This is a genomic window from Bradyrhizobium sp. USDA 4473 (assembly GCF_054063335.1).
The window spans coordinates 6757130-6778578 of record NZ_JBSSGE010000001.1 but is presented as its reverse complement, the minus strand read 5'-3'; the positions used below and the strand labels follow the sequence as shown (position 1 = coordinate 6778578).

Sequence of the window (21449 nt, the reverse complement as noted above, 5' to 3'; positions counted from 1 at the left end):
CCGCGAGGGTCTCGGTGCCGGCGCCGGGACGAAACGTCGGCTCTACGTCGCCCGCGCAAGAAAGCGATCCCATGGTTCCCCGTTCCTCCAGGTCCCACGCTCGCATGACGGTTCGCGCTGCGTTGTTCGGCAGCGCCAGCGTCGTGGCGCTCCTTGCCAGCGCCCCGGTGGCCGCGCGCCCGTTTGGATCGGCCTGGACGGCGTCGCCATCGGCTGCCGCGATGGCGGCGTCGCAATCGGCCGCGCAGGATGCGGCCGCCGCCGGCAAGCAAGGCCAGGATGCGATGGCGCGGGCGACGCGCGCCATCCAGGCGATGCAGGGCTTGCAGAATGCAGCGCGCAGCGCGGCGCAGACTTCGCAACGGTCGGTGACGTTGCCGCAGGTCGCCGTGCCCAACGGCCTGGCGCCCGGCGGTTTGCAGGCCGCGCCGGGATGGCAGGGGGCGAATGCGCCGACGCAGGCGGTCGATGCCGCGGGCCAGACCCAGGTCGGCATCCAGCAGAGCAGGCCGCAGGCGATCCTCAACTGGAATTCGTTCAATGTCGGCGCGCGCACCACGCTGAGCTTCGATCAGCAGGGCAATGCGAACTGGGTGGCGCTCAACCGCGTGGTCGGCTCTCCGGCGCCGAGCCAGATCCTCGGCAATGTCAAGGCCGACGGCTCGGTCTATGTGATCAACCAGAACGGAATCATTTTCGGCGGCGCGAGCCAGGTGAATGTCGGTTCGCTGATCGCCTCGACCGCTGGGATCACCGATACCCAGTTCCTCACCAACGGCATCTACTCGCAACAGGCGAGCGGCCAATACGTGCCGAGCTTCACCGGCGCCCGTGGCACCGTGACGGTCGAGGCCGGTGCCCTGATCGCGACCAACGCGCCTTCGTCGGTGACGCAGGGCGGCGGCTTCGTCCTATTGATGGGAAGTGAGGTCAGCAATGCCGGCTCGATCAGCGCGCCGCGGGGCCAGGTACAGCTCGCCGCCGGCAACGACTTTCTGCTGCGCCCGGGTTACAGCACCGACGCCAACCAGGCCCTCGACCACGCGCGGCAACGAGATTGCGCCGATCGTGCGCGACGCCGCAGCAGCCGTCGGCAATTCCGGCCTGATCTTCGCGCAGCAGGGCGACATCACGCTCGCGGGCCGCAGCATCACCCAGGACGGGGTGCTTGTCGCCACGAGCTCGGTCAACACCCGCGGCACGATCCATCTGCTCAACGCAGCCTCAGACGCCGCCGGCAGCGTCACGCTCGCCAGCGGCAGCCTGACCGCGATCCTGCCCGAGCTCGACAGCAGCGACACCGCGCTCGACAGCCAGCGCAGCCAGCTGGTCGCCAATTCCGGCGCTTTCAGCCACGCTCCGGTCACCAATGCCCAGTTCGACAATCTGTCCCTGCTGGCCGACCGGCTGGATCAGGGACGTATCGAGATCGTCAGCGGCGGCACCGTGACCTTCAAGGACAGCTCGATCACGCAGGCGCAGGGCGGCCAGGTGGCGGTCAGCGCCGGCCGCCGCGTCTTCGCCGAGAGTGGATCGGTGATCGACGTCTCAGGCGTGCGCGGCGTGCTGCTGCCGATGTCGGCCAACAACCTCCTGATCAACGTGCAGGGCAATGAGCTGCGCGACTCGCCCGTCAATCGCGATGGGGACACGCTGAAAAATGCCGATGTCTGGATCGACGCGCGCGACCTGGTGCTGGTGCCGGCGGGCGCCGGCGGTTATGCGACGGACCGATACTATACGCCGGGCGGCCTGCTCGAGGTCTCGGGATATCTCGCCAACACCGCCCATCGGATCGGCGAATGGGCCGCGGTCGGCGGCACCGTCACGCTGTCGGCGCAGGAAGTGGTCGCGCAGCAGCGGGCGGTGTTCGATGTCTCCGGCGGCTCGGTCAGCTATCAGGGCGGCTATATCCGCACCAGCAATTTCCTTGGCGCTGACGGCCGGCTCTACAGTGCCGACCAGGCCCGCGCCGACATGCAGTTCTACGGCCTTGGCTCAGGTTTCATTCGCGAGCACAAGCTCGGCGGCAAGGTTGCGCCGAATCTGACCGAAATCTGGACCAGCCCGTTCGGCAAGGGCCGCGTCACCACCCGCTGGGAAGACGGCTACACCATCGGCCGCGACGCCGGCGCTCTCATCCTGTCGACGCCGACGGCGATGTTCGAGGCAGACATCGTCGCCGATGTCATCACCGGGGTGCGCCAGACGACGGCGCGGCCAGCCGGGACCACCGACGGCTACAAGCTGTCACAGGACGTTGCACCGCTGCAGGGCAAGCTCGCGCTCGGCGGCTATTCGGGACTTGGCCTCACCGATGCATCGACAGCGCGGGTCGTGTTCGGCCGAACGCCCGAGATCACCGGCGCGCTGGACGCCACGTCGGCCTTGCCCGACGATCGCATCGGGACCGCATTCTTCAATTCGGACGCACTCAATGCCGCCAGGCTCGGCGGCCTCAACGTTGCGAGCAGCAAGGACATCCTGGTCGCGGCGCCGCTCGAGCTGGCCCCCGGCGCACAGGTGATCCTCACGGCGCCACACGTCGAAGTCGGCGCCAACGTCACGGCGCGTGGCGGCAGCGTGACGCTGACCAACCTGATGCATGCGGTGCTCGGTCAGAATCAGAACGAGCAATGGCGGGCGCTGAACGACGCCAACGGCAAGGCGCAGATCACGGTTGGCCAGAACGTCGCCGTTGATCTCGGCGGGCTGTGGAGCAATGAGCTGACCGGTACGGATGGATCCGGCCGGGCGCATCTCGACGGCGGCAACTTCACGGTTTCGACCACCGGCAGTATCACGCTGGCGAGCGGGTCGCTGATCGATGTGTCGTCGGGCGGCGCCATCCTGGCGAACGGCAAGACGCAGGGTGGCAAGGGCGGCAATGTCAGCCTCGTGGCCAATGACTATTCGCATCTCGCCGGGACGCAGTTCTTCACCAACCCGCTCATCCTCGATGGCGCCATTCGCGCCTATGGTTTTGCCGGCGGCGGTACGCTGACGCTGAACGCGGGCCAGGAGATCGCGATCGGCGAGGCCGTCGCCGACGCGCTGGTGCTCGATCCCGCGATCTTCCAATCCGGCTTCAAGACCTACAACATCAGCAGCAACACCGGCATCCGGATCGGCGAAGGCACGCGCGTGGATGCCGAGGTGCCGGTCTATCGCTTCAGCCAGGGCAGCTACACCGCGCCGAGCGGGAGCCTGGTCGCGGATGCCGCGGAACTGTGGACGCCGCCCAGATTTACGCTCAGTCCGTTCGCGCACAGCGCGACGCAGCGCGTCGGCGCCGATGTGACATTCTGGAGCCTGCATGACTTCACGCTGGCGAAGGGCGCGTCGATCAACGTCGATCCCGGACGTTCGGTCTCGATCTACGCCAATCGCCAGACGGTCATCGACGGTGCGATCACGGCGCCGGCCGGCAACATCCTGATCACCAGCCTGCAGGACGCGCCCGGCGATACCAGGTACAATTCCGGTTACGGCGAGTTCGGGCTGACGCGTTCATTCTGGATCGGCGACGATGCGGTGCTGGACGTCTCGGCGCGCGACGCGGTCGGGCGCGACGAGAACGGGATCTCCTATGCGGCGGTGCCGGACGGCGGCACGATCCGGATCGGCGGCACCGGCGCGCTGGATCCAAAATATCCCGTCGTCAGCGATGCCTTCGTGATCGTTCGCCCCGGTGCGCTGATCGACGCGTCGGGCACCTCTGCGGTGGTCGATGTGCTCAGCGGCAACGGCTATGTCCCGACGCCTGCCGCGAGCGACGGCGGAGCGATCTCGCTCTATTCCAGCTTCGGGATGGCGCTCGACGGCACCTTGCGCGCGGCGGCCGGCGGCAGCGGCGCATCCGGCGGCGCGCTGAACTTGACGATGTCGTGGCGCGGCTACATCGTCGGGCAGCCGAATGCCAATTCGCCCTATGCCAGCAGCGACCTGCCTCCGGAATTCCAGCGGTCGCGCGATATCACGCTCATGCAAAACGCACCCGGCAGCGGCCTTGCCGCCGGTCTGTCGCCGGGGCGGGCCGATCCGGCCCTGCAGTTCGGGCGGACTGTGCTTGGCGTCAACCAGGTCGAGAAGGGGGGCTTCGGCTCGCTCGCGCTCTATACGCGCGATCTTCTGATCTTTGACGGCAATGTGAATCTCAGCCTGTCGCGCAGTCTTCGGCTGTCGAGCGGCGTCATCGCATCGGCGCCCGACACGCCGAACAGCACGATCCATTTGTCGGCGCCCTATGTCCGTCTCGATGGCGTCTACAACGCCGAAGATGCGCAGACGGCGGTGGGATATTCCCCCGGGATCAACAATGTCGGCGTCCGGAATCCGGCGACGGGCGGAAGCTTCACCGTCGCCGGCGACCTGATCGATGTGTACGGGCCGGTCCAGTTCGGGGCCACCGGCCAACAGGGCAGTGGGGACGCGGACATCGGACGTCCTGTCAGCATTCCATTCGATGCCCGCGGCTTTCATCAGGTCGCGCTGCAGAGCAATGGCGATATCAGGTTCGGCACCGGCGGGCTCGATGTTGAAAACCTCGCGTTGACTGCCGACCAGATCTATCCGTTGAGCGGTGCCCTCGCGCTGATCAAGGTTGGGCTCCGTCCAAGCTCGCCGTCCGCTGCCTATGATCCCGATGCGCATCTCATCATTCGCCGCAATGACGGCGAGACGCCGCCGGTTCCGGCTTCGGCCTTTGGTGATCTGGATTTGATTGCCGCCAACATTGACCAGGGCGGCGTGGTTCGCGCACCGCTTGGTCGGATCTGGTTCAATGCGACGCAGCTCGACAACGGGCCGCTTATCCCGCCCCCATCCGACGCGCGTATCACGTTCCGCAGCGGCAGCATCACGTCCGCGAGCGCGGCCGGCTTGACCATGCCGTTTGGCGGCACCTCGGATGGCATCGCCTATCAAGGCGCAGACGGCACCTTGTACAATCTGGCGAGTGCTTCCTACGAAGATCATGTCAACGGTATCAGGATTGCGAGCGGGATTTCGCTCACTGCCGGCTCGGTCGTGGGCGAGCCCGGGTCGGTGCTCGACCTGTCCGGTGGTGGCTCGCTCACGGGGGCAGGCTTCATCTCCGGTCGCGGCGGCTCGGTCGATGTGCTGAAGACGGCGCTCGTCAATGCCAATCCGGCCAACAGCTACAGCGCGGCCGGCAACAAGGTCTATGCCATCCTGCCCGGTTACGCAGCCGACTATGCGCCGGCGATCGCGACCAACGGCGCCGGAGATCCGGCGATCGGCCAGCAGATCACGCTTCCTTCAGGCGTACCAGGACTGCCCGCCGGCACCTACACGCTGCTGCCGTCGAGCTATGCGCTGCTGCCGGGCGGCTATCGCGTCGAGCTCGGCGCGACCGGAACGACTGTGGTGCCGCCCGTGGCGGCCGGCAACGGCTCCGTCGTCACGCCGGGCTATCTCGGGGTTGCCAACAGCGCGATCCGGGACACGCTGCCGACACGGGTGATCCTCACCTCGGGCCAGACCACGCGGCATTATTCGCAGTACAACGAAACCAGCTATGCCGATTTCGCGCGCGCGCAAACGGCCCTATTCGGCGGGTTCCGGCCGCGCTTGCCGGAGGACGGCAAGGTCCTCGAGATCATCCTGCTCTCGCAGCCGGACAACGCGAAGTCGTTGTCGTTCGCCGGCACGGCCTTATTCGGTGGTGCGAAGGACGGCGTCGACGGCACGCTGTCGATCAGGCCGTTGCAATCCGTCGTGCTTGACATCACGCCGCCTGGAGCCGTGCCCATCGCCGGGCACACGTCCATATCGAGCGACGACATCAACGCCTTCAATGCACCGACGCTGTTGCTGGGCGGCACGAGCGTGTACGCCGTGGAAACGAATTCCGGGGCCGGTGCCAAGATTTATTTCGACGGAAACTCGACGGTCAATCTGCTCGACGGCGCGGCGATCCGGGCCGGGCAGGTGTTTCTTGTCGGTACGTCGGTCAATATGGCAGGCGGGGCGAGCATCGATACGCGCGGCCTGAAAACCAACGCGATCGATTCCACGCTCGGCTATGTCTATGGCAATTTGGACCCGACGTCGACGAGCACGACCAGCAGTACGGCCGTGCTCGGGGTCGCCAATGGCTGGTTCCAGTTTCTCGATGCGGTCGGGTCCGGACAAATCAGCATCGCGAGCGGTGCTTCGCTGCTGACCGACGGCAGCATCGTGCTGGCCGCGCCGGGCGGGCTCACCATGGGCGACGTCAATTTCGGCGCGCGCTATCTCAACGTCACGCAGGAGCAGGTCAATGTCGGCACCGAGGCGGCGCTCGCGGCAGCGCAGGCCGCAGGCCAGCTTCCGCCAGGATGGAATCTGACCCAAAACGTGCTCGACAGGCTTTTGCGGCCCTCGACAAGCGCGGGCAGTCCGGCACTTGAGCAGCTCATCATCACGGCGAGCGGTTCCTTCAATCTGATCGGCAGCGTCAGCCTGGACACCACGCGGCAGGGCGCCTCGGCCGACCCGCTCAAATTCGTTCTGAATACGCCGGCCATCTACGGGCTCGGCTCCGCCAGCGACACCGCGAGCATCACGGCCGATACGCTGGTCTGGAACGGCATCCGCAGCGGCGACGGCAGCCCATCGAACCCCTATGGCAGCCAGGTGCCTGCCGGTGTTCTGCCCGGCGGGCCCGGCACAGGATCCGGCCATCTCGCCATCACGGCCAGCGAGATCCTGTTCGGCTACGATGCTGCGCTGAGCAAGCCGACCGATGGCGCAACGCTGAACCGTCTCGCGCTTGGTTTCTCGGATGTGAGCCTGACAGCGACGAAGCGCATCACCGCGAACAGCGACGGCACGCTGAAGGTGGGTCTCGGCCAGGACAGCAATGGTGCCTTGCAGGGCGGCGCGCTCACCATCGCAACCCCGCTGATCACGGCGAGCAAAGGCGCGAAGCTCGATGTCAGCGCAGGCGCAGCCTTGCGCCTGGTCGCGCCGGCGGGGGCCGCTCCCGCCGATACGCGTGGCGTGACGGATCTCGGCGGCACGCTCGCCTTCGCCGGTGATAGCGTCTTTGTCGACACTGCGTTCGCCTTGCCGTCCGGCAAGCTGACGCTGAACGCGACGCACGATGTTGTGCTCGGCGCAAACGCGACCGTCGACCTGTCGGGCCGCGGCATCGCCTTCTTCGACGTCACCAAGTTCAGCTGGGGCGGCGATCTCATCCTGAGCTCCGCCGGCGGCAATATCATCCAGAATGCGGGTTCGGTGATCGATGTCTCGGCCGCCAACAATGCGGCGGGCTCGATCGCGGCGAAGGCGATCGACGCCGCGCACGGGCAGGTCTCGTTCGACGGCACGCTCAGGGGATCGTCGACCGGCGATTACGACAGCGGGCAGTTCACGGTCGCAGCGCAGAATTTCGGCGATTTCGCCGCGTTGAACGCCAAGCTCAACGATGCAGGTTTCTTCAACGCTCGCAGCTTTGATCTTCGGCAGGGCAGCCTTGTGATCGGCGATGGTGTGAAGGCGCGCTACCTGACGGTCTCGGTCGATCAAGGCAGTCTCACGGTTGATGGCAGGATCGACGCCAGCGGCGCCAAGCCCGGCACCGTCCGCCTGTCGGCGCGCGACGATCTCACGCTGACGGCGAATGCGGTGCTCGATGTCCACGGCAACGTGCTGCAGACCGACAGCTACGGCGCGCCGATCGAAGCCAACAACACCGCACATGTCGAGCTCACCACCACGCACGGCACGATGACGCTGGCTGCCGGCGCGACCATCGACATGAGCTCACCGGACGGCGTCTCGCGCGGCAAGATCGAGCTCAACGCGCCACGGCGCGGCGGCGCTGGCGGCGACGGCGCGGGCGCCAACGACATCGCGATCAACGCGCGCGGCCCGTTCAATATTCGCGGTGCCAGCAGTATCGCGTTGAACGGCTTCCGCACCTATGACCTGCCGGGCGGCAGCATCATCGATCAGGCCTATCTCGACGGTCTGCATCAGGACAGCACGGCATTCATCAATGCAGCGCTCCAGAATGGCGACCTGCGGAACCGCCTGGCCGGGCTCTCGGCCTATGGCTCGGCCTTCCATCTTCGGCCGGGCGTCGCGATTACGTCGGACGGGGATCTGTCGACGAAGGGCGATCTCGACTTCTCCGGTTATCGCTATGGGCGGAATGCCGATCCGGCCGTGCGTGGCTCCGGCGAGCCAGGCGTGCTCGTGGTGCGCGCCGCCGGCGATCTCAAGATCAATGGCAGCATCAATGACGGCTTCGCACCGCCGCCGGCGTCACCAGATGCCGTGACCGTGATTGCCTCCGGCACGTTACCTGACGGCTATACTGTCACGACGGGTGGTGTGGTCCTCGGCAGCGGTTCGACCATTCCGAACGATGGCACGATCAACTTGGAGCTGCAGCTCGAGGGCGGAGAGGTCATACAGAGCCCGGACGCCGCAAATCCGCTTCCCGTAGCGATCAAGTTGGCGGAGGACTTCACGGTGAGGGGACCGCCCAATCCGGCAAGGATAGTGAATGGCGGGCGCATCATCACGCCGGACAAGATTTACAACCCGGGTGATACGATCCTCACCGGAACAGTATTTCCGGCCGGCACCGTGTTCGAGAAGAATCTTTACTTCACCGGGCGGGTTTTCATCAATTCAGCGATCAGTCTGGTGCTTGAGCCCGTGAAGCTGCCGGCGGGCACCAGCCTTGTGCTGTTCGGCGGTTACACATTCCCGGCCGACACGCCGCTTCCCGTGGGCACGGTGCTTCCGGCGGGCATGACGAACATCAATCTGGTTGGACCGGGAGATCGTCAGATCTGGCCGATCGCCCCGATGCTCGCGGCGGGCACGCAATCCTGGTCGATGCGCCTGGTCGGCGGCGCCGATCTCGCGAGCGCCGACAGCCGCATGCTGCAGACAGCCGATGCGCTGGCCGGTTCGGGCAACGTGGTGTTGAACGATCCGTATAACGTCACCATCAACAAGCCGACCACACTGGGTGTCAGCGTCGTGCGCACCGGCACCGGCGATCTCGAAATTCTCGCCGGCGGCAATTACGATCAGCAGTCGCCGTTCGGCGTCTACACGGCCGGCACCGCGATCAGGGAGACCGGGACGGCAGCGAATGCCGACTATAACGTCGACCGCGGCACGGTGACGGATGGCACTGTGCTGGGATCGGCAAATGCCAGCTATGAATCAGCGCTCGGCTCGCAGCGAATGTATTACCCCGAGCATGGCGGCGATTTCCTGCTGGTGGCGCAAGGCGACGTCAGCGGGACGCTGACGAAGGGCACGACCGAGATTGGGTCGTGGCTATGGCGCCAGGGTGGCTCGGAGATCGGTCAGAGGACCGCCTGGGGCATCAATTTCGGCAGCTATACGCTCGATCAAATCCGTGACCCCAGCATCTTGTCTTTGGGACTCTCAGCCTTCTCCGGTCTTGGTACGCTCGGCGGCGGCAATGTCACATTGCAAGCCGGCGGCACGATCGGCGGCGCCGGCCGCGGTGTCGTCATCGCTGTCGGTGGCAGCGGCCGTGTGATGGCCGATGGCAGCCTGGTGCAGACCGGCGGCGGCACGCTGTCGGTGAAGGCTGGCGACGTCGGCATCGGCGGCAATCAATTCGTCAATCTGCGCGGTGCGATGGATGTCGTGACGGGAGATTTCGGCAGCATGATCGCGAACAACCTCCGCAACGACAGCGGGGCAGATCCGCGGCCGTCCAATCCGTTGACGTCCTATTCGATGATCACGGCCGCCGGCGGCGATTTCGCACCGGGCGACAGCGTGATCGACATCCGTGCACGTGGCGATCTGGCTGTCGGAGCCATCCTCGATCCGGGCCGGGTCGGTGTCACCGGCGTGACGGCCGCCGATAACGGCAGCACCAGCGGCCAGGGCGCCAGCTGGTTCACGCTGTGGACGGGGCAGACCGCCGTCAACATGTTCGCCGCGGGCGGTTCGCTCGCGCCGGGCAGTGCGCCATTCGGCTTCCAGTTCCTGCCCTCGACCGTGCGGGCGATCGCCGCGAACGGCAACATCTACAATTCGATGGATGGAATGCTGCTGCCGTCAGAGAATGGCGGCGCGTTCGAGATGCTGGCGGAAGGATCGATCTTCAGCACAACGAACGCCATCGGGGCGTCGATGGCGCCGGTATCGGCGCTCGCGACACCATTCCAGCCGGCTTGGGCGATCTCGATCACCCAACCCTGGGGACAGGTCATCACGGCCTCGAATTATTGGGGCAACTTCGCGCAAGTGAACGATGTCATCAGTGGATTTGGTGTCTACTCTTACCCGACGGGCGGATACCCCTTTGCCTTTGGTGCCAACACGGTGAAGGGCAACCCCGCGCAGAACCAGGGCGAGCCCGCGCGGATCTATGCGGTGAACGGCGACATCACCGGGATCACCTATGGCCAGACCGTTACGGTGCGGAGGACCACTGACGGCGTCGACTCCAGCGAAGTTTATTATCAGGCGGCAGGACCGCTGCGGATGCTGGCGGGCGGTGACATCGTCAATACCAAGGGCCTGATCCTGCACAACGACCCCAACGATGTGTCCGTCATCGCGGCCGGCGGCAGCGTCATCTATGCGGGCTGGCCGGGGCTCGAATCCGGAGTAGGCGGAGGCTGGACGATTGCCGGCCCGGGCACGCTCGAAATCACCGCGGCCAGGAACATCTATCAGGGATCGACGGCGACCGTCGAAAGCATCGGGGCGTTGGCTGCCCGTGACAAGCGGCCCGGCGCAGACGTGGTCATGCAGGCTGGCGTCGGTGAAGGGGAGATTGGCGTCGGACAAGTCGACTGGACCGGCTTTGCCAGGCTCTACCTCGATCCGGACAATCTCGCAGGCGCCGGGCCGCTCGCCGACCAGCACGGCAAGGTGGCGAAGACCTATGGTGATGAGCTTGATGCCTGGCTGACGGAGCGCTTCGGCTACGGCGGAGCCAAGGCCGATGCGCTCGGCTACTTCCTCACGCTGCCGGGCGAACAGCAGCGCGTCTTCCTGCGGCAGGTCTACTATGCCGAACTGACTGCCGGCGGGCGCGAATACACCGATACGAACGGCCCGCGCGCCGGCTCTTATCTGCGCGGGCGCGAGGCGATCGCTGCGCTATTCCCGAATCCGTCCGCCTATCGCGGCGACATCAGGATGTTCACCGCTGCAACCGGCACGCCGGGCGCGCCGAACTACGCGATTCAAAGCGGCTTCGTTCACACCGATTTCGGTGGCGACATCCAGTTCCTCACGCCGGGCGGCGGCGTCACGATCGGGACCGAGGGGCTGCTGCCGGGCAGTGATGCGGGCCTCATCACGCAAGGCGCGGGCAACATCCAGATTTATTCCCAGAACAGCGTGCTGATGGGCCTGTCGCGCATCATGACCACGTTCGGCGGCAATATCGTGATCTGGTCGGCGGAGGGCGACATCAACGCCGGTCGCGGCGCCAAGACCACGGTAATCTATACGCCGCCGAAGCGCGCTTACGACAGCTACGGCAATATCACGATATCCCCGGTGGTGCCGTCGAGCGGCGCCGGTATTGCAACTCTGCAACCGATTCCGGAGGTGCCGCGCGGCACGGTCGATCTGATCGCGCCGCTCGGCACTGTCGATGCCGGCGAAGCGGGTATCCGCGCCTCGAGCTTCGTCAACATCGCAGCGCTGCATATCGTCAACGCCGCCAACATCCAAGCGCAGGGCGGCGTGATCGGCGTGCCGCAGGTCCAGGCGCCCAACATGGGCGCCCTGAGCGAGGCCTCGAACACGGCCGGCGCCTCTGCCAAGCAGGCCGCCGCGCCGCCGCCGAGCGCCAACGAGCAGCCTTCGGTCATCATCGTCGAAGTGCTCGGCTATGGCGGCGGCGACGGCGGCGACGAGGAAAAGCGGCGCGGCAGCGACAAGCGAAGCCAGTACGACCCGAACAGCGCCTTTCAGGTGATCGGCGACGGCCAATTGAGCAAGGAGCAGCTGAAGAAGCTGACGCCGGATGAACGCCGGCAGGTCGTGAACTGACTTCGGCCCGTGGCGGCCGCCGCGATTTGGCATCGGCGATGCTGGTCTAGCCCGTTGCGCGGGGCAGGGAGCCCTTTGCGGTGATCTCCGCCGAGAGCTCTTCGATCGTCTTGCGCTGCTCCATGGCGGCCCGGCGGATCAACGCAAAGGCGGCCGGTTCGGCCAGCGCGTGGGTGTGCATCACCTGGAGCACCGCGGCGAGCACGATGCGGCGAGATCGAAGGCGCTGTTCGAGCTTGAGCACCTGCTGCTTCAGCTCGTCGCCGCGTTGGCGTCGTTCGAACGCCAGCACGAGCGCGGCATAGATGCCGGCCGAGCGCAGCGGCTTGACCAGGAACGAGGCCGGATCGAGCTCGAGCACCAGCTTCAGGCGGCTCGGCGTTTCGGTGCCGAGCAGGGCGATGACCGGGCTTCGCCCGAGCGAGGTACGCTGCACCGGGGAGGCAAGCGGCAGGTACTCGTCGTCGATCAGCGTCACGTCCGGACGGCAGTCGATACGGGCATCGCCATCCCATGTGACGATGTCGATCCCGAGACGCTCGAACTGACGCCTGACGATGGAGGCATCGCGCTCGTCCTTGATGGCGACGAGGGCCTTGCGTCCGCGCAGCGAAAATGAAGACGGCTTGGTCATTTCACAACCCGTAAATGCGGCGCATTTGGCGACGTTGCATCCCGTGCAGGGCTGGCGGCGACGTCGAGCTGCGTCAGATAGGGATCCGGCTTAACCGGAGCGTCGGCTTCCCAGAAGATGTCAAACTGTCCCTCGGTGTTGGAGACGGCGAGCCGCGGCGTCAGGACGCAGTGGTTGTTGCTGCCGTCGATCCAGACCGGGCCTTGCGGCGAATTGTAGCGGTGGCCGGCCGCGGCGCGCCGCACCTCGCCGATATCGGATGTGCCGGCGCGCTGCAACGCACGGGCCAGCAGATAGACCGCGACATAGGCGGATTGCCCGTCCACCGAAGGGCTGCTGTGCTCGCCGTAGCGCGCCTTCCAGCGCGCGACGAAGGCCCGGTTCTCGGGCAGGCGAATGCTCTCGAAATAGGCCGATGACGTGATGCATCCGGCCGATGCGGGCCCCACGATCTTGAGCTCCGGCTCGCACAGGCTGCAGCTGACCATCGGAATCTGGAGACCCGCGGCCGTGGTCGCGGCATGAAGGGCCCGAATGAAATCGTAGCTCGAACTGCCGACCAGTGTGTTGAACACCACCGGCGGCCGGCGGCGCACGATTTCGTCGACGATATGGCCGACGGCACTCTCGCCAAGTTCGAGCAACCGCTCGGCGAGAATGCGGCCTCCGGCTGCGGTCGCCAGCTCGCGGGTGACGCGATTGGTCTCCCAGGACCAGACATAGTTGGAGCCGACGCAGAAGATCTCGCGCGACAGATTGTCCAGCACGTAACGCACCAGCGGCAGCACATTGTGGTTGGGCGAAGCGCCGACATAAATCACATTGTCCGAGCATTCGAACCCTTCATAGCGGGCCGGATGCCAGAGCAGACGGTCGGTGCGCTCGACGATCGGCAGCACCTGCTTGCGCGACGCCGAGGTGTAGCAGCCGACAATGTGCTCGACGCCGACATTGCGGATGAGGTCGTCGCAGGCGGCGTGATATTCGGAAACCACACCGCGGGGATCGCGCACATGCGCCGCTATCGAGAAGTCGAAGCCGTCCTGGCTGTTGATCTCGTCGACCGCCATCATCGAGCTCTTCAGGAGCTCGCGCCCCATCGCCTGATAGGGCCCGTGCTGCGAGCAGATGATGCCAACGGGAATGGACGGCTTTGTCATCGACGACTTTCATTGCGACGCGCGAAGGAAATCATCTTCGCAGAGGTCGGTGCAAGAGGTCATGCTGATTTGCTGCGCATGCACCTCGCGAAATTTGTGCAGCCAGCCTCGTTGACAACGCGCTGCACATCTCCTTAGAATTTTCTCCTACAGGGCTACCTGTCGAACCCAGCGCGCGTCGATTTGGCCGATGACGTCCCGGTCGCCGCGCAGAGTGCTCCGTTCGATCCGGGCCCCACGCGATAGTTCATAGCCGCGGCATTTGAGCCATTCGTCACCTTCGTTTTGGAGGGGCGGGTGGCTTTTTGCATTTGCCGCCAAACACATTGGCGACACGACCGTGTCGTCAAGCCGGAGGCGCATGCGCGGTGATGGGCAGTGCCTGCGCTTGCGTCGTGCCAAGTGCGGGGATGAGAAACGATGCCGACGACGGAACTTCACTATCTCGGACTGATCGAGATCGGGCAGCAAATCCAGGCCAGGAAACTCTCGCCGGTCGAGGTGACCAAAGCGATGCTCGGACGCATCGAGCAGCTCGACGGCAAGCTCAAGAGCTACGCTCATGTGATGGCCGAGGCCGCGCTTTCCGAGGCTGCGGCCGCCGAGAAGGAAATCGCATCCGGCAAGATCAAGGGGCCGCTGCACGGCGTGCCGATCGCCGTCAAGGATCTGTGCTGGGTCAAGGGCGTGCCGGCCGCGCACGGCATGACGATCCATCGCGACTTCCGTCCGAGCGAAGATGCCACGGTGGTCGCGCGGCTCAAGGACGCCGGCGCGATCATCCTCGGCAAGCTGCAGCAGACCGAGGGCGCCTATGCCGATCATCATCCGAAGATCGATCCGCCGAAGAATCCATGGAATGCCGATCTGTGGTCCGGCGCGTCCTCGAGCGGTTCCGGCGTCGCTACCGCCGCGGGGCTCTGCTTCGGTTCGCTTGGAACCGACACGGGTGGATCGATCCGCTTCCCCTCGGCTGCCAACGGCATCACCGGGCTGAAGCCGACCTGGGGCCGCGTCAGCCGCTACGGCGCCTACGAGCTCGCGGCGACGCTCGATCACATCGGCCCGATGGCCCGCAGCGCGGCCGATTGCGGCGCGATCCTTGCCGTGATCGCGGGCCAGGATCCGAAGGACACCACGTCGGTGCCATTGCCGGTGCCCGATTATCTTGCCGGCCTGACCGGAGATTTGCGCGGCGTGGCAATCGGCGTCGATCGGCGCTGGACCAGCGAGGGCACCGATGAGCCGGCCGGCAAGGTGCTCAGCGAGGGGCTGCGTGTCGCGGCCGATCTCGGCGCGACGATCAAGGACATCACCTTCCCCGATCCGAAAGCGGTCATCGAGGACTGGTTCCCGCTGTGCGGCATCGAGGTGGCGGTTGCGCATGAGGAGACTTATCCCGCCCGCAAGGACGAATACGGTCCGGCGCTCGCAGGCCTGCTCGATCTCGGCCGGGCGCAGTCCGCCATGGACTATCAGAAGATCGTGCTGCGGCGCGAAGCGTTCCGCGGCGCGGTGCGACTGCTGTTCGACACGGTCGATCTGATCGCGGTGCCGGCCCAGGCCTTCGCTGCGCCGACGTTGGCCAAGATGGCGGCGCTCGGCGAGGACCCGTCGCTGATCACTGGGCTGCTGCGCTTCACCTGTCCGTTCGACATGACCGGCAGCCCGACCGTGACGCTTCCCGGCGGCTTCGCGCCGAACGGTGGTCCGGTGGCCTTCCAGTTTGTCGGGCGTCACTTCGACGAAGCAGGCCTCGTTCGCGCCGGCGATGCCTTCCAACGCGTCACCGACTGGCACAAGCGCCATCCCGCGATCTGAGTTGAGGAGCCGTTCGCATGACCGAAGACTGGTTGAAGAATTCCATCATGGCCAAGCGCGCCGTCGCCAAGGGCGCGACCGGCACGACCCATAGTTTGACGATCGAGCAACAGGGCGGGTTCCATTACGTCTATGGGCCCTATGCCAAGCCGACGCTGTCGATCGATCCCGGCGGGGTCGTCGTGGTCGAGACCGAAGACGCGTTCGGCGGTGTACTCACCAGCGAGAGTGACAGTCCGACCGCCAAGCTGAATTTCCCTTATTTGAACCCGCAATGCGGACCGATCGCGGTCAAGGGCGCCAAAAAGGGCGATTGCCTCGCCGTCTATATCCGCGACGTCGAGACCCGCGGCGCGCAGCCGGCCGGGACCACCTGCATCATTCCGGAATTCGGCGGCCTGGTCGGCACCGCGTCGACGGCACTGCTCAATCCGCCGCTACCGGAACGCGTCAAGAAGCTGCATGTCGACCGCAGCGGCGTGCGCTGGAACGACAAGATCACGCTGCCCTACGAGCCGTTCATCGGCACCATCGGCGTGTCGCCCGAGATCGAGGCGATCTCCTCGCTGCAGCCGGATTATCACGGCGGCAACATGGACCTGCCTGATGTCGCGCCCGGCGCGATCATCTATTTTCCGGTGCACAGGGAGGGCGGGCTGCTCTATGTCGGCGACTGCCACGCCACGCAGGGGGACGGCGAGCTGTCGGGCGTCGCGCTGGAGCAGCGCGCGACCGTGACGCTGCAGATCGACCTGATCAAGAACTGGAGCTTCGCCTGGCCGCGGCTCGAGACGGCTGACTTCATCATGACCATCGGCAGCGCCCGCCCGCTCGAAGACGCGGCGCGCATCGCCTATCGCGAGCTGGTGCGCTGGATGAGCGCCGACTACGGCTTCGATGAGATCGACGCCTACATGCTGCTCAGCCAGGCCGGCCGCATGCGGCTCGGCAACATGGTCGACCCCAAATACACGATGGGGGCGTCGATTCTGAAGAATTACCTCAAGGCGTGAAACTTCAACATCCTTCAACGACAGAGGACATGGCGATGTATTCGGGGCGTGTAGTGGGAATGGCTTTGCTCGGTGCAATGCTCGGGACCGCGGCAATTGGCGCCGCTCGGGCGGCGGAACCGCCGCTGAAGATCGGCTTGCTGGAGGACGTCTCCGGCGACCTGGCGTTCATGGGCATGCCCAAGCTGCACGGCTCGCAGCTTGCGGTCGAGGAGATCAACAAGAGCGGCGGCATCCTCGGTCGGCAGATCGAATTGATTCATCTTGATCCCCAAGGTGACAATGCCCGCTATCAGGAGTTCGGCCGCCGGCTGCTCAATCGCGACAAGGTCGACGTGCTGATCGGCGGCATCACGTCGGCCTCGCGCGAGGCGCTGCGTCCGATCGTTGATCGCACCACCACGCCGTACTTCTATACGAACCAGTATGAAGGCGGCGTCTGCGATGCCAGCATGATCAGCATGGGCGCGGTGCCGGAGCAGCAATTCTCGACGCTGATCCCCTGGATGGTCGAGAAGTTCGGCAAGAAGGTCTATGTGATCGCCGCGGACTACAATTTCGGCCAGATCTCCGCGGAATGGAACCGGAAGATCATGAAGGATCTCGGCGGCGAGGTCGTCGGCGAGGAATTCATCCCGCTCGGCGTGTCGCAGTTCGCGCAGACCATCCAGAACATCCAGAAGGCGAAGCCGGATTGGCTGCTGACTATCAATGTCGGCGCCGCGCAGGACTCGTTCTTCGAGCAGGCCGCCGCGGCCAATCTCAACCTGCCGATGGGGTCCTCGATCAAGGTCATGCTCGGCTTCGAGCACAAGCGGTTCAAGCCGCCGGCGCTCAACAACATGCATGCCACCGCGAACTGGTTCGAGGAGATCGATACGCCCGAAGCCAACGACTTCAAGAAGCGCTGGCACGCCAAGTTCCCCGACGAGCTCTATATCAACGACATGGGCTATAACGCCTACAACGCGCTCTACATGTACAAGACGCTGGTCGAGAAGGCGAAGTCGACCAAGCTCGAGGACATGCGCAAGGTGATCGCGACCGGCGACGCCTGTATTGATGCGCCCGAGGGCAAGGTCTGCATCGATCCGAAGAGCCAGCACACCTCGCACCGCATGCGCCTGATCTCGGTCGGGCCCAAGCACGAGGTGACGGTGGAGAAGGACTACGGCACGATCCAGCCGTACTGGCTCGGCGAGATCGGCTGCGACCTCACCAAGAAGAACGACAAGGATCAGTACACGCCGAGTCATCTTCCCAGCAAATCGTAATGCATATGGGCACGAATCTTGCTCGTGCATTGCATCTCGAACTTGAAGCGAACCGGCGCCGCACTGATGCGGCGCCGTGGTCACGGAGACTGGAATGTCGGCTGAGCTCTTCTCGGTATTCTATCAGTTCGCCGACGTCTTCGCGTTCCTGATCCTGTCGGCGGCGGGCCTCGCCATCGTGTTCGGCATGATGGGCGTCATCAACATGGCGCATGGCGAGTTCATCATGTGCGGCGCCTATGTCACCGTCGGCCTCGTGAACCTCGGCGTGCCGCTGCCGATCGCCCAGATCCTGGCGGCACTGACTGCGGGGATCATCGGCATGATCGTCGAGTTCCTGATCGTGCGGCGCTTCTACAAGCGTCCGCTCGATTCGTTGCTCGCGACCTGGGGCCTCAGCCTGATCGTGACGCAGTCGATGCTGCTGATCGTCGGCTCCGCGGTGCGCGGCATCGGCACGCCGGAAGGCAGCTTTGCGATCGGCGGCTATACGTTCTCGACCTACCGCCTGGTGCTGTTCGGCGCTGCGGTGGCGGTGCTGGCCGGGCTCTATATCATCTTCATGAAGACGCGGTTCGGCGTGATCGCGCGCGCGACGATGCAGAATGCGGCGATGGCGAAGGCGCTCGGCGCGCGCACCGGGCGGATCTATTCCATCAGCTTCGGCATCGGCACCGCGCTTGCCGGCCTCTGCGGCGCGCTCTATGCGCCGACCATGACGCTGATCCCGACCATGGGCGCGACCTTCGTGGTCGAGAGCTTTGTCACCGTGGTGATCGGCGGCGCCAATGTGCTGCTCGGCACCGCGCCGGCCGCGGTGTTCCTGGCGATGATCCGGATGGCGCTGAACGCGAGCTACGGACAGATCATCGGCCAGATCGGCATGCTGTTTGCCGTCATCCTGATCATACGTGTGCTGCCTGAAGGCCTATCCAGCGTGCTGGTGCGTCGTGGGCGCTAGACGGGAATTTCCGATGTTGAAGCTGCTCGAGGGCCCGCAGACGCTCGGACGGGGCAAGATCTTCTGGTCGTGCTTCCTGGCCGTGCTGGCGGGCGCGCTGATCTATCCGCTGTTCGCCGACTCCTATGATGTCGGCAATTTCGCCTATTTCCTGATCTGGATCTTCATGGCGCTCGGGCTCTGCCTGATGTGGGGCTATGGCGGCATGCTGTCGTTCGGCCAGACCTTCTTCTTCGGCATCGCCGGCTACGGCTATGGCGTGCTCGCCATCAACATGGGCGGCGGGACGGCGACGATTGCCGCGCTGGTCCTCTCGGTGGTCATCGCGATGATCGCAGCCGGAATCCTCGGCTACTTCATGATCTGGGGCGGCATCAGCGGGATCTTCTTCGGCATCGTGACGCTGTCGGCCACGCTCGTGCTTGCCTTCTTCCTTGGCCAGACCGCCGGACCGGAATGGCATATCGGCCCGGCGCGGCTGAACGGCTTCAACGGCATGAAGGGGATGGACCCGCTCACCGTCGGCAGCTTCGATATCGAGGGATCGGCGCTCTATTACCTTATGATCGCGCTGATCGTGATCGTCTACAGCGCGCTGCGCATGCTGGTGAATTCGAGCGTCGGCAACGTGATCGTGGCGACGCGCGAGAATCCGCAGCGCGCCGAGATGCTCGGCTACGACGTCCGCAAATATCAGCTCCTGACCTTCGTGATCGGTAGCGGCCTCGCCGGGCTCAGCGGCGCGCTGTACACGTCCTGGGGCCAGTTCATCACGCCGTCCAGCATCGGCCTGCCGGCGGCGGCGATGCCGATCGTGTGGGTCGCGTTCTCCGGGCGCAACGATCTGACCGCGACCTTGGTCGGCTCCTTCCTGCTGCTGTTCGGCTTCCAGACCATCACGGTCTACAGCCAGCAGGCGGCGCTGGTGCTGATGGGCGTGCTGCTGCTCGCCACCGTGATGCTGGCGCCGCAGGGTTTCGTGCTCGGCATCGGCAAGCTCGTGGTCGATTGGTGGAGCAAGCGCCGGCGTCGCGACGAGGGCCCCGCATTAGCCGATACCGGCCGCCTGCAATCGGATGAGACCTGAGCCATGGCACTCGTCGAGGTGAAAGGCGTATCGAAGCGTTTCGGCGGATTGACCGCCGTCTCCGAGGTCGACCTGACGGTCAATGCCGGTGAGGTCCATTGTCTGATCGGACCAAACGGGGCCGGGAAGAGCACGCTGTTCAAGCTGATCGTCGGCCTTTATCCGCCGAGCACGGGCAGCATCTTCTTCGACTCCACCGATATCACTGCCGAGCGGCCGTTTGCGCGGGTGCAGCGCGGCATGAGCATCAAGATGCAGGCCCCGAGCGTGTTCAAGGAACTGCCGGTGCGGCAGAACCTCCAGATCGCGTTGCAGGAACGTCTGTCGGGCGCGGAATGTGCTGCCGAGGAAGAGCGGCTGTTGGCGCTGCTCAATCTGGCCGAGGACTCCGGCAAGCTCGCCGGTGCGCTGTCGCACGGCCAGCAGCAATGGCTGGAGATCGGGATGGCGCTGGCCCTGCAACCGCAACTGCTGTTGCTGGACGAACCCACCGCCGGCATGTCGCCCGAAGAGACCTACAAGACCGGCGAGTTGATCAAGTCGTTCAATGCCGAGGGCATGACGGTGCTGGTGGTCGAGCACGACATGGCGTTCGTGCGGCAGGTCGCGCAACGCGTCACCGTTTTGCATCTCGGCAAGATCTTCGCGCGCGGCAGCCTCGACGCCATTCTGGAAGACGAGAAGGTCGCGGAAATCTACCTCGGTAAGACCCATGCCCACTGATCGCATTCTGGACGTGTCGGGACTTTGGGCCGGCTACGGCGCAACGCCGATCCTGCAAGGCGTCAGCATGCAGGTTTCGCGCGGCGAGATCGTCGGCGTGATCGGCCGCAACGGCGTCGGCAAATCGACCCTGATGCGCTGCCTGATCGGGCTGTTGCAAACCTGGCGCGGCACCATCAGCTTCATGGATCAGGATGTCACCCAACTCGAGGCCGATGCGCGGGCGCGCGCCGGCTTCGGCTACATCCCGCAGGGCCGCGACGTGTTTCCGCAGATGAGCGTCGAGGAGAATTTGCAGGTCGGCGAGCTGATCGGCGGCCCCGACGGAAAAAAATTGCCGGAGCTGGTCTACACGTATTTTCCGCGGCTGAAGGAACGGCGGCGCCAGATCGCGGGCACCATGTCGGGCGGCGAGCAACAGCAGCTCGCGATCGGCCGGGCGCTGATCGGCAATCCGGCGCTGATGATCCTCGACGAGCCGTCCGAGGGCATCCAGCCGTCGATCGTGCAGCACATTTGCGAGGCGCTGAAATCGTTCCGCACCGAGCTCGGCACCACGATCGTGTTCGTCGAGCAGAACCTCGACACCATCCTGGAGATCGCCCAGCGCTGCTACATCATGGAAAAAGGCAAGATCACGCGATCGCTGGCCGGCGAGGAAGTCAACGCCGACAATGTGCGCGCGCAGCTGCTGCTTTGAGCGGCCGGCCGCGCGGCGAGGACTTGCATTCGACAATCGATAATAACGG

The 21449-nt window shown here is 65.2% G+C and carries 10 protein-coding genes and 1 pseudogene; 9 read left to right on the top strand and 2 right to left on the bottom strand.

Going from position 1 to position 21449, the window contains the following annotated elements; all coding sequences use genetic code 11:
• Positions 1-71 precede the first annotated feature (71 nt).
• A pseudogene (locus ACVW17_RS32035) lies at positions 72-944 on the top strand (two-partner secretion domain-containing protein); the annotation flags it as partial.
• Positions 945-1068: 124 nt separating this feature from the next.
• Positions 1069-12027, top strand: coding sequence for a filamentous haemagglutinin family protein (locus ACVW17_RS32030; RefSeq protein ID WP_456798287.1), 10959 nt, complete (start codon positions 1069-1071; stop codon positions 12025-12027).
• A gap of 46 nt (positions 12028-12073) precedes the next feature.
• Here the strand turns inward: ACVW17_RS32030 and ACVW17_RS32025 are convergent, their stop codons facing one another.
• Positions 12074-12661 (bottom strand): ANTAR domain-containing response regulator, encoded by a 588-nt coding sequence (locus tag ACVW17_RS32025; protein ID WP_456755593.1) that lies wholly within the window; start codon positions 12659-12661, stop codon positions 12074-12076.
• On the bottom strand, positions 12658-13821 hold the full coding sequence (locus ACVW17_RS32020) for a transporter substrate-binding domain-containing protein (RefSeq protein ID WP_456755592.1): 1164 nt from the start codon (positions 13819-13821) through the stop codon (positions 12658-12660). The genes ACVW17_RS32025 and ACVW17_RS32020 overlap by 4 nt, the downstream gene beginning before the upstream one ends.
• 420 nt (positions 13822-14241) lie before the next feature.
• Here ACVW17_RS32020 and ACVW17_RS32015 point away from each other — a divergent pair, with 420 nt between their 5' ends.
• The 7 genes from ACVW17_RS32015 to ACVW17_RS31985 all read left to right on the top strand — a co-directional run bounded on the left by ACVW17_RS32015 (position 14242) and on the right by ACVW17_RS31985 (position 21400).
• Positions 14242-15642, top strand: coding sequence for an amidase (locus ACVW17_RS32015; protein ID WP_456755591.1), 1401 nt, complete (start codon positions 14242-14244; stop codon positions 15640-15642).
• A 17-nt stretch (positions 15643-15659) separates the two neighbouring features.
• Positions 15660-16655 carry an acetamidase/formamidase family protein gene (locus ACVW17_RS32010; protein WP_456755590.1) on the top strand — a complete coding sequence of 332 codons (996 nt, stop codon included), beginning with the start codon at positions 15660-15662 and terminating at the stop codon, positions 16653-16655.
• A gap of 29 nt (positions 16656-16684) precedes the next feature.
• Complete coding sequence (locus ACVW17_RS32005) at positions 16685-17929, top strand: urea ABC transporter substrate-binding protein (protein WP_456798286.1); 1245 nt, start codon at positions 16685-16687, stop codon at positions 17927-17929.
• A gap of 94 nt (positions 17930-18023) precedes the next feature.
• Entirely contained in the window at positions 18024-18890 is an 867-nt protein-coding gene (locus ACVW17_RS32000; protein WP_456755588.1) for an ABC transporter permease subunit, read from the top strand.
• Between the two features lie 13 nt (positions 18891-18903).
• Entirely contained in the window at positions 18904-19977 is a 1074-nt protein-coding gene (locus ACVW17_RS31995; RefSeq protein ID WP_456755587.1) for a branched-chain amino acid ABC transporter permease, read from the top strand.
• A 3-nt stretch (positions 19978-19980) separates the two neighbouring features.
• Positions 19981-20700, top strand: a complete 720-nt coding sequence (locus ACVW17_RS31990) for an ATP-binding cassette domain-containing protein (protein ID WP_456755586.1) — start codon at positions 19981-19983, stop codon at positions 20698-20700.
• A complete protein-coding gene (locus ACVW17_RS31985; protein WP_456755585.1) occupies positions 20690-21400 on the top strand; it encodes an ABC transporter ATP-binding protein in 711 nt (236 codons plus the stop codon). Before ACVW17_RS31990 ends, ACVW17_RS31985 begins: the two co-directional genes overlap by 11 nt.
• The last annotated feature ends 49 nt before the right edge of the window (positions 21401-21449 follow it).

Coding starts and splice junctions, on each gene's coding strand:
- ACVW17_RS32025 (WP_456755593.1), bottom strand. CDS start 12,661: ATGACCAAGCCGTCTTCATTTTCGCTGCGCGGACGCAAGGCCCTCGTC.
- ACVW17_RS32020 (WP_456755592.1), bottom strand. CDS start 13,821: ATGACAAAGCCGTCCATTCCCGTTGGCATCATCTGCTCGCAGCACGGG.
- ACVW17_RS32015 (WP_456755591.1), top strand. CDS start 14,242: ATGCCGACGACGGAACTTCACTATCTCGGACTGATCGAGATCGGGCAG.
- ACVW17_RS32010 (WP_456755590.1), top strand. CDS start 15,660: ATGACCGAAGACTGGTTGAAGAATTCCATCATGGCCAAGCGCGCCGTC.
- ACVW17_RS32005 (WP_456798286.1), top strand. CDS start 16,685: ATGGCGATGTATTCGGGGCGTGTAGTGGGAATGGCTTTGCTCGGTGCA.
- ACVW17_RS32000 (WP_456755588.1), top strand. CDS start 18,024: ATGTCGGCTGAGCTCTTCTCGGTATTCTATCAGTTCGCCGACGTCTTC.
- ACVW17_RS31995 (WP_456755587.1), top strand. CDS start 18,904: ATGTTGAAGCTGCTCGAGGGCCCGCAGACGCTCGGACGGGGCAAGATC.
- ACVW17_RS31990 (WP_456755586.1), top strand. CDS start 19,981: ATGGCACTCGTCGAGGTGAAAGGCGTATCGAAGCGTTTCGGCGGATTG.
- ACVW17_RS31985 (WP_456755585.1), top strand. CDS start 20,690: ATGCCCACTGATCGCATTCTGGACGTGTCGGGACTTTGGGCCGGCTAC.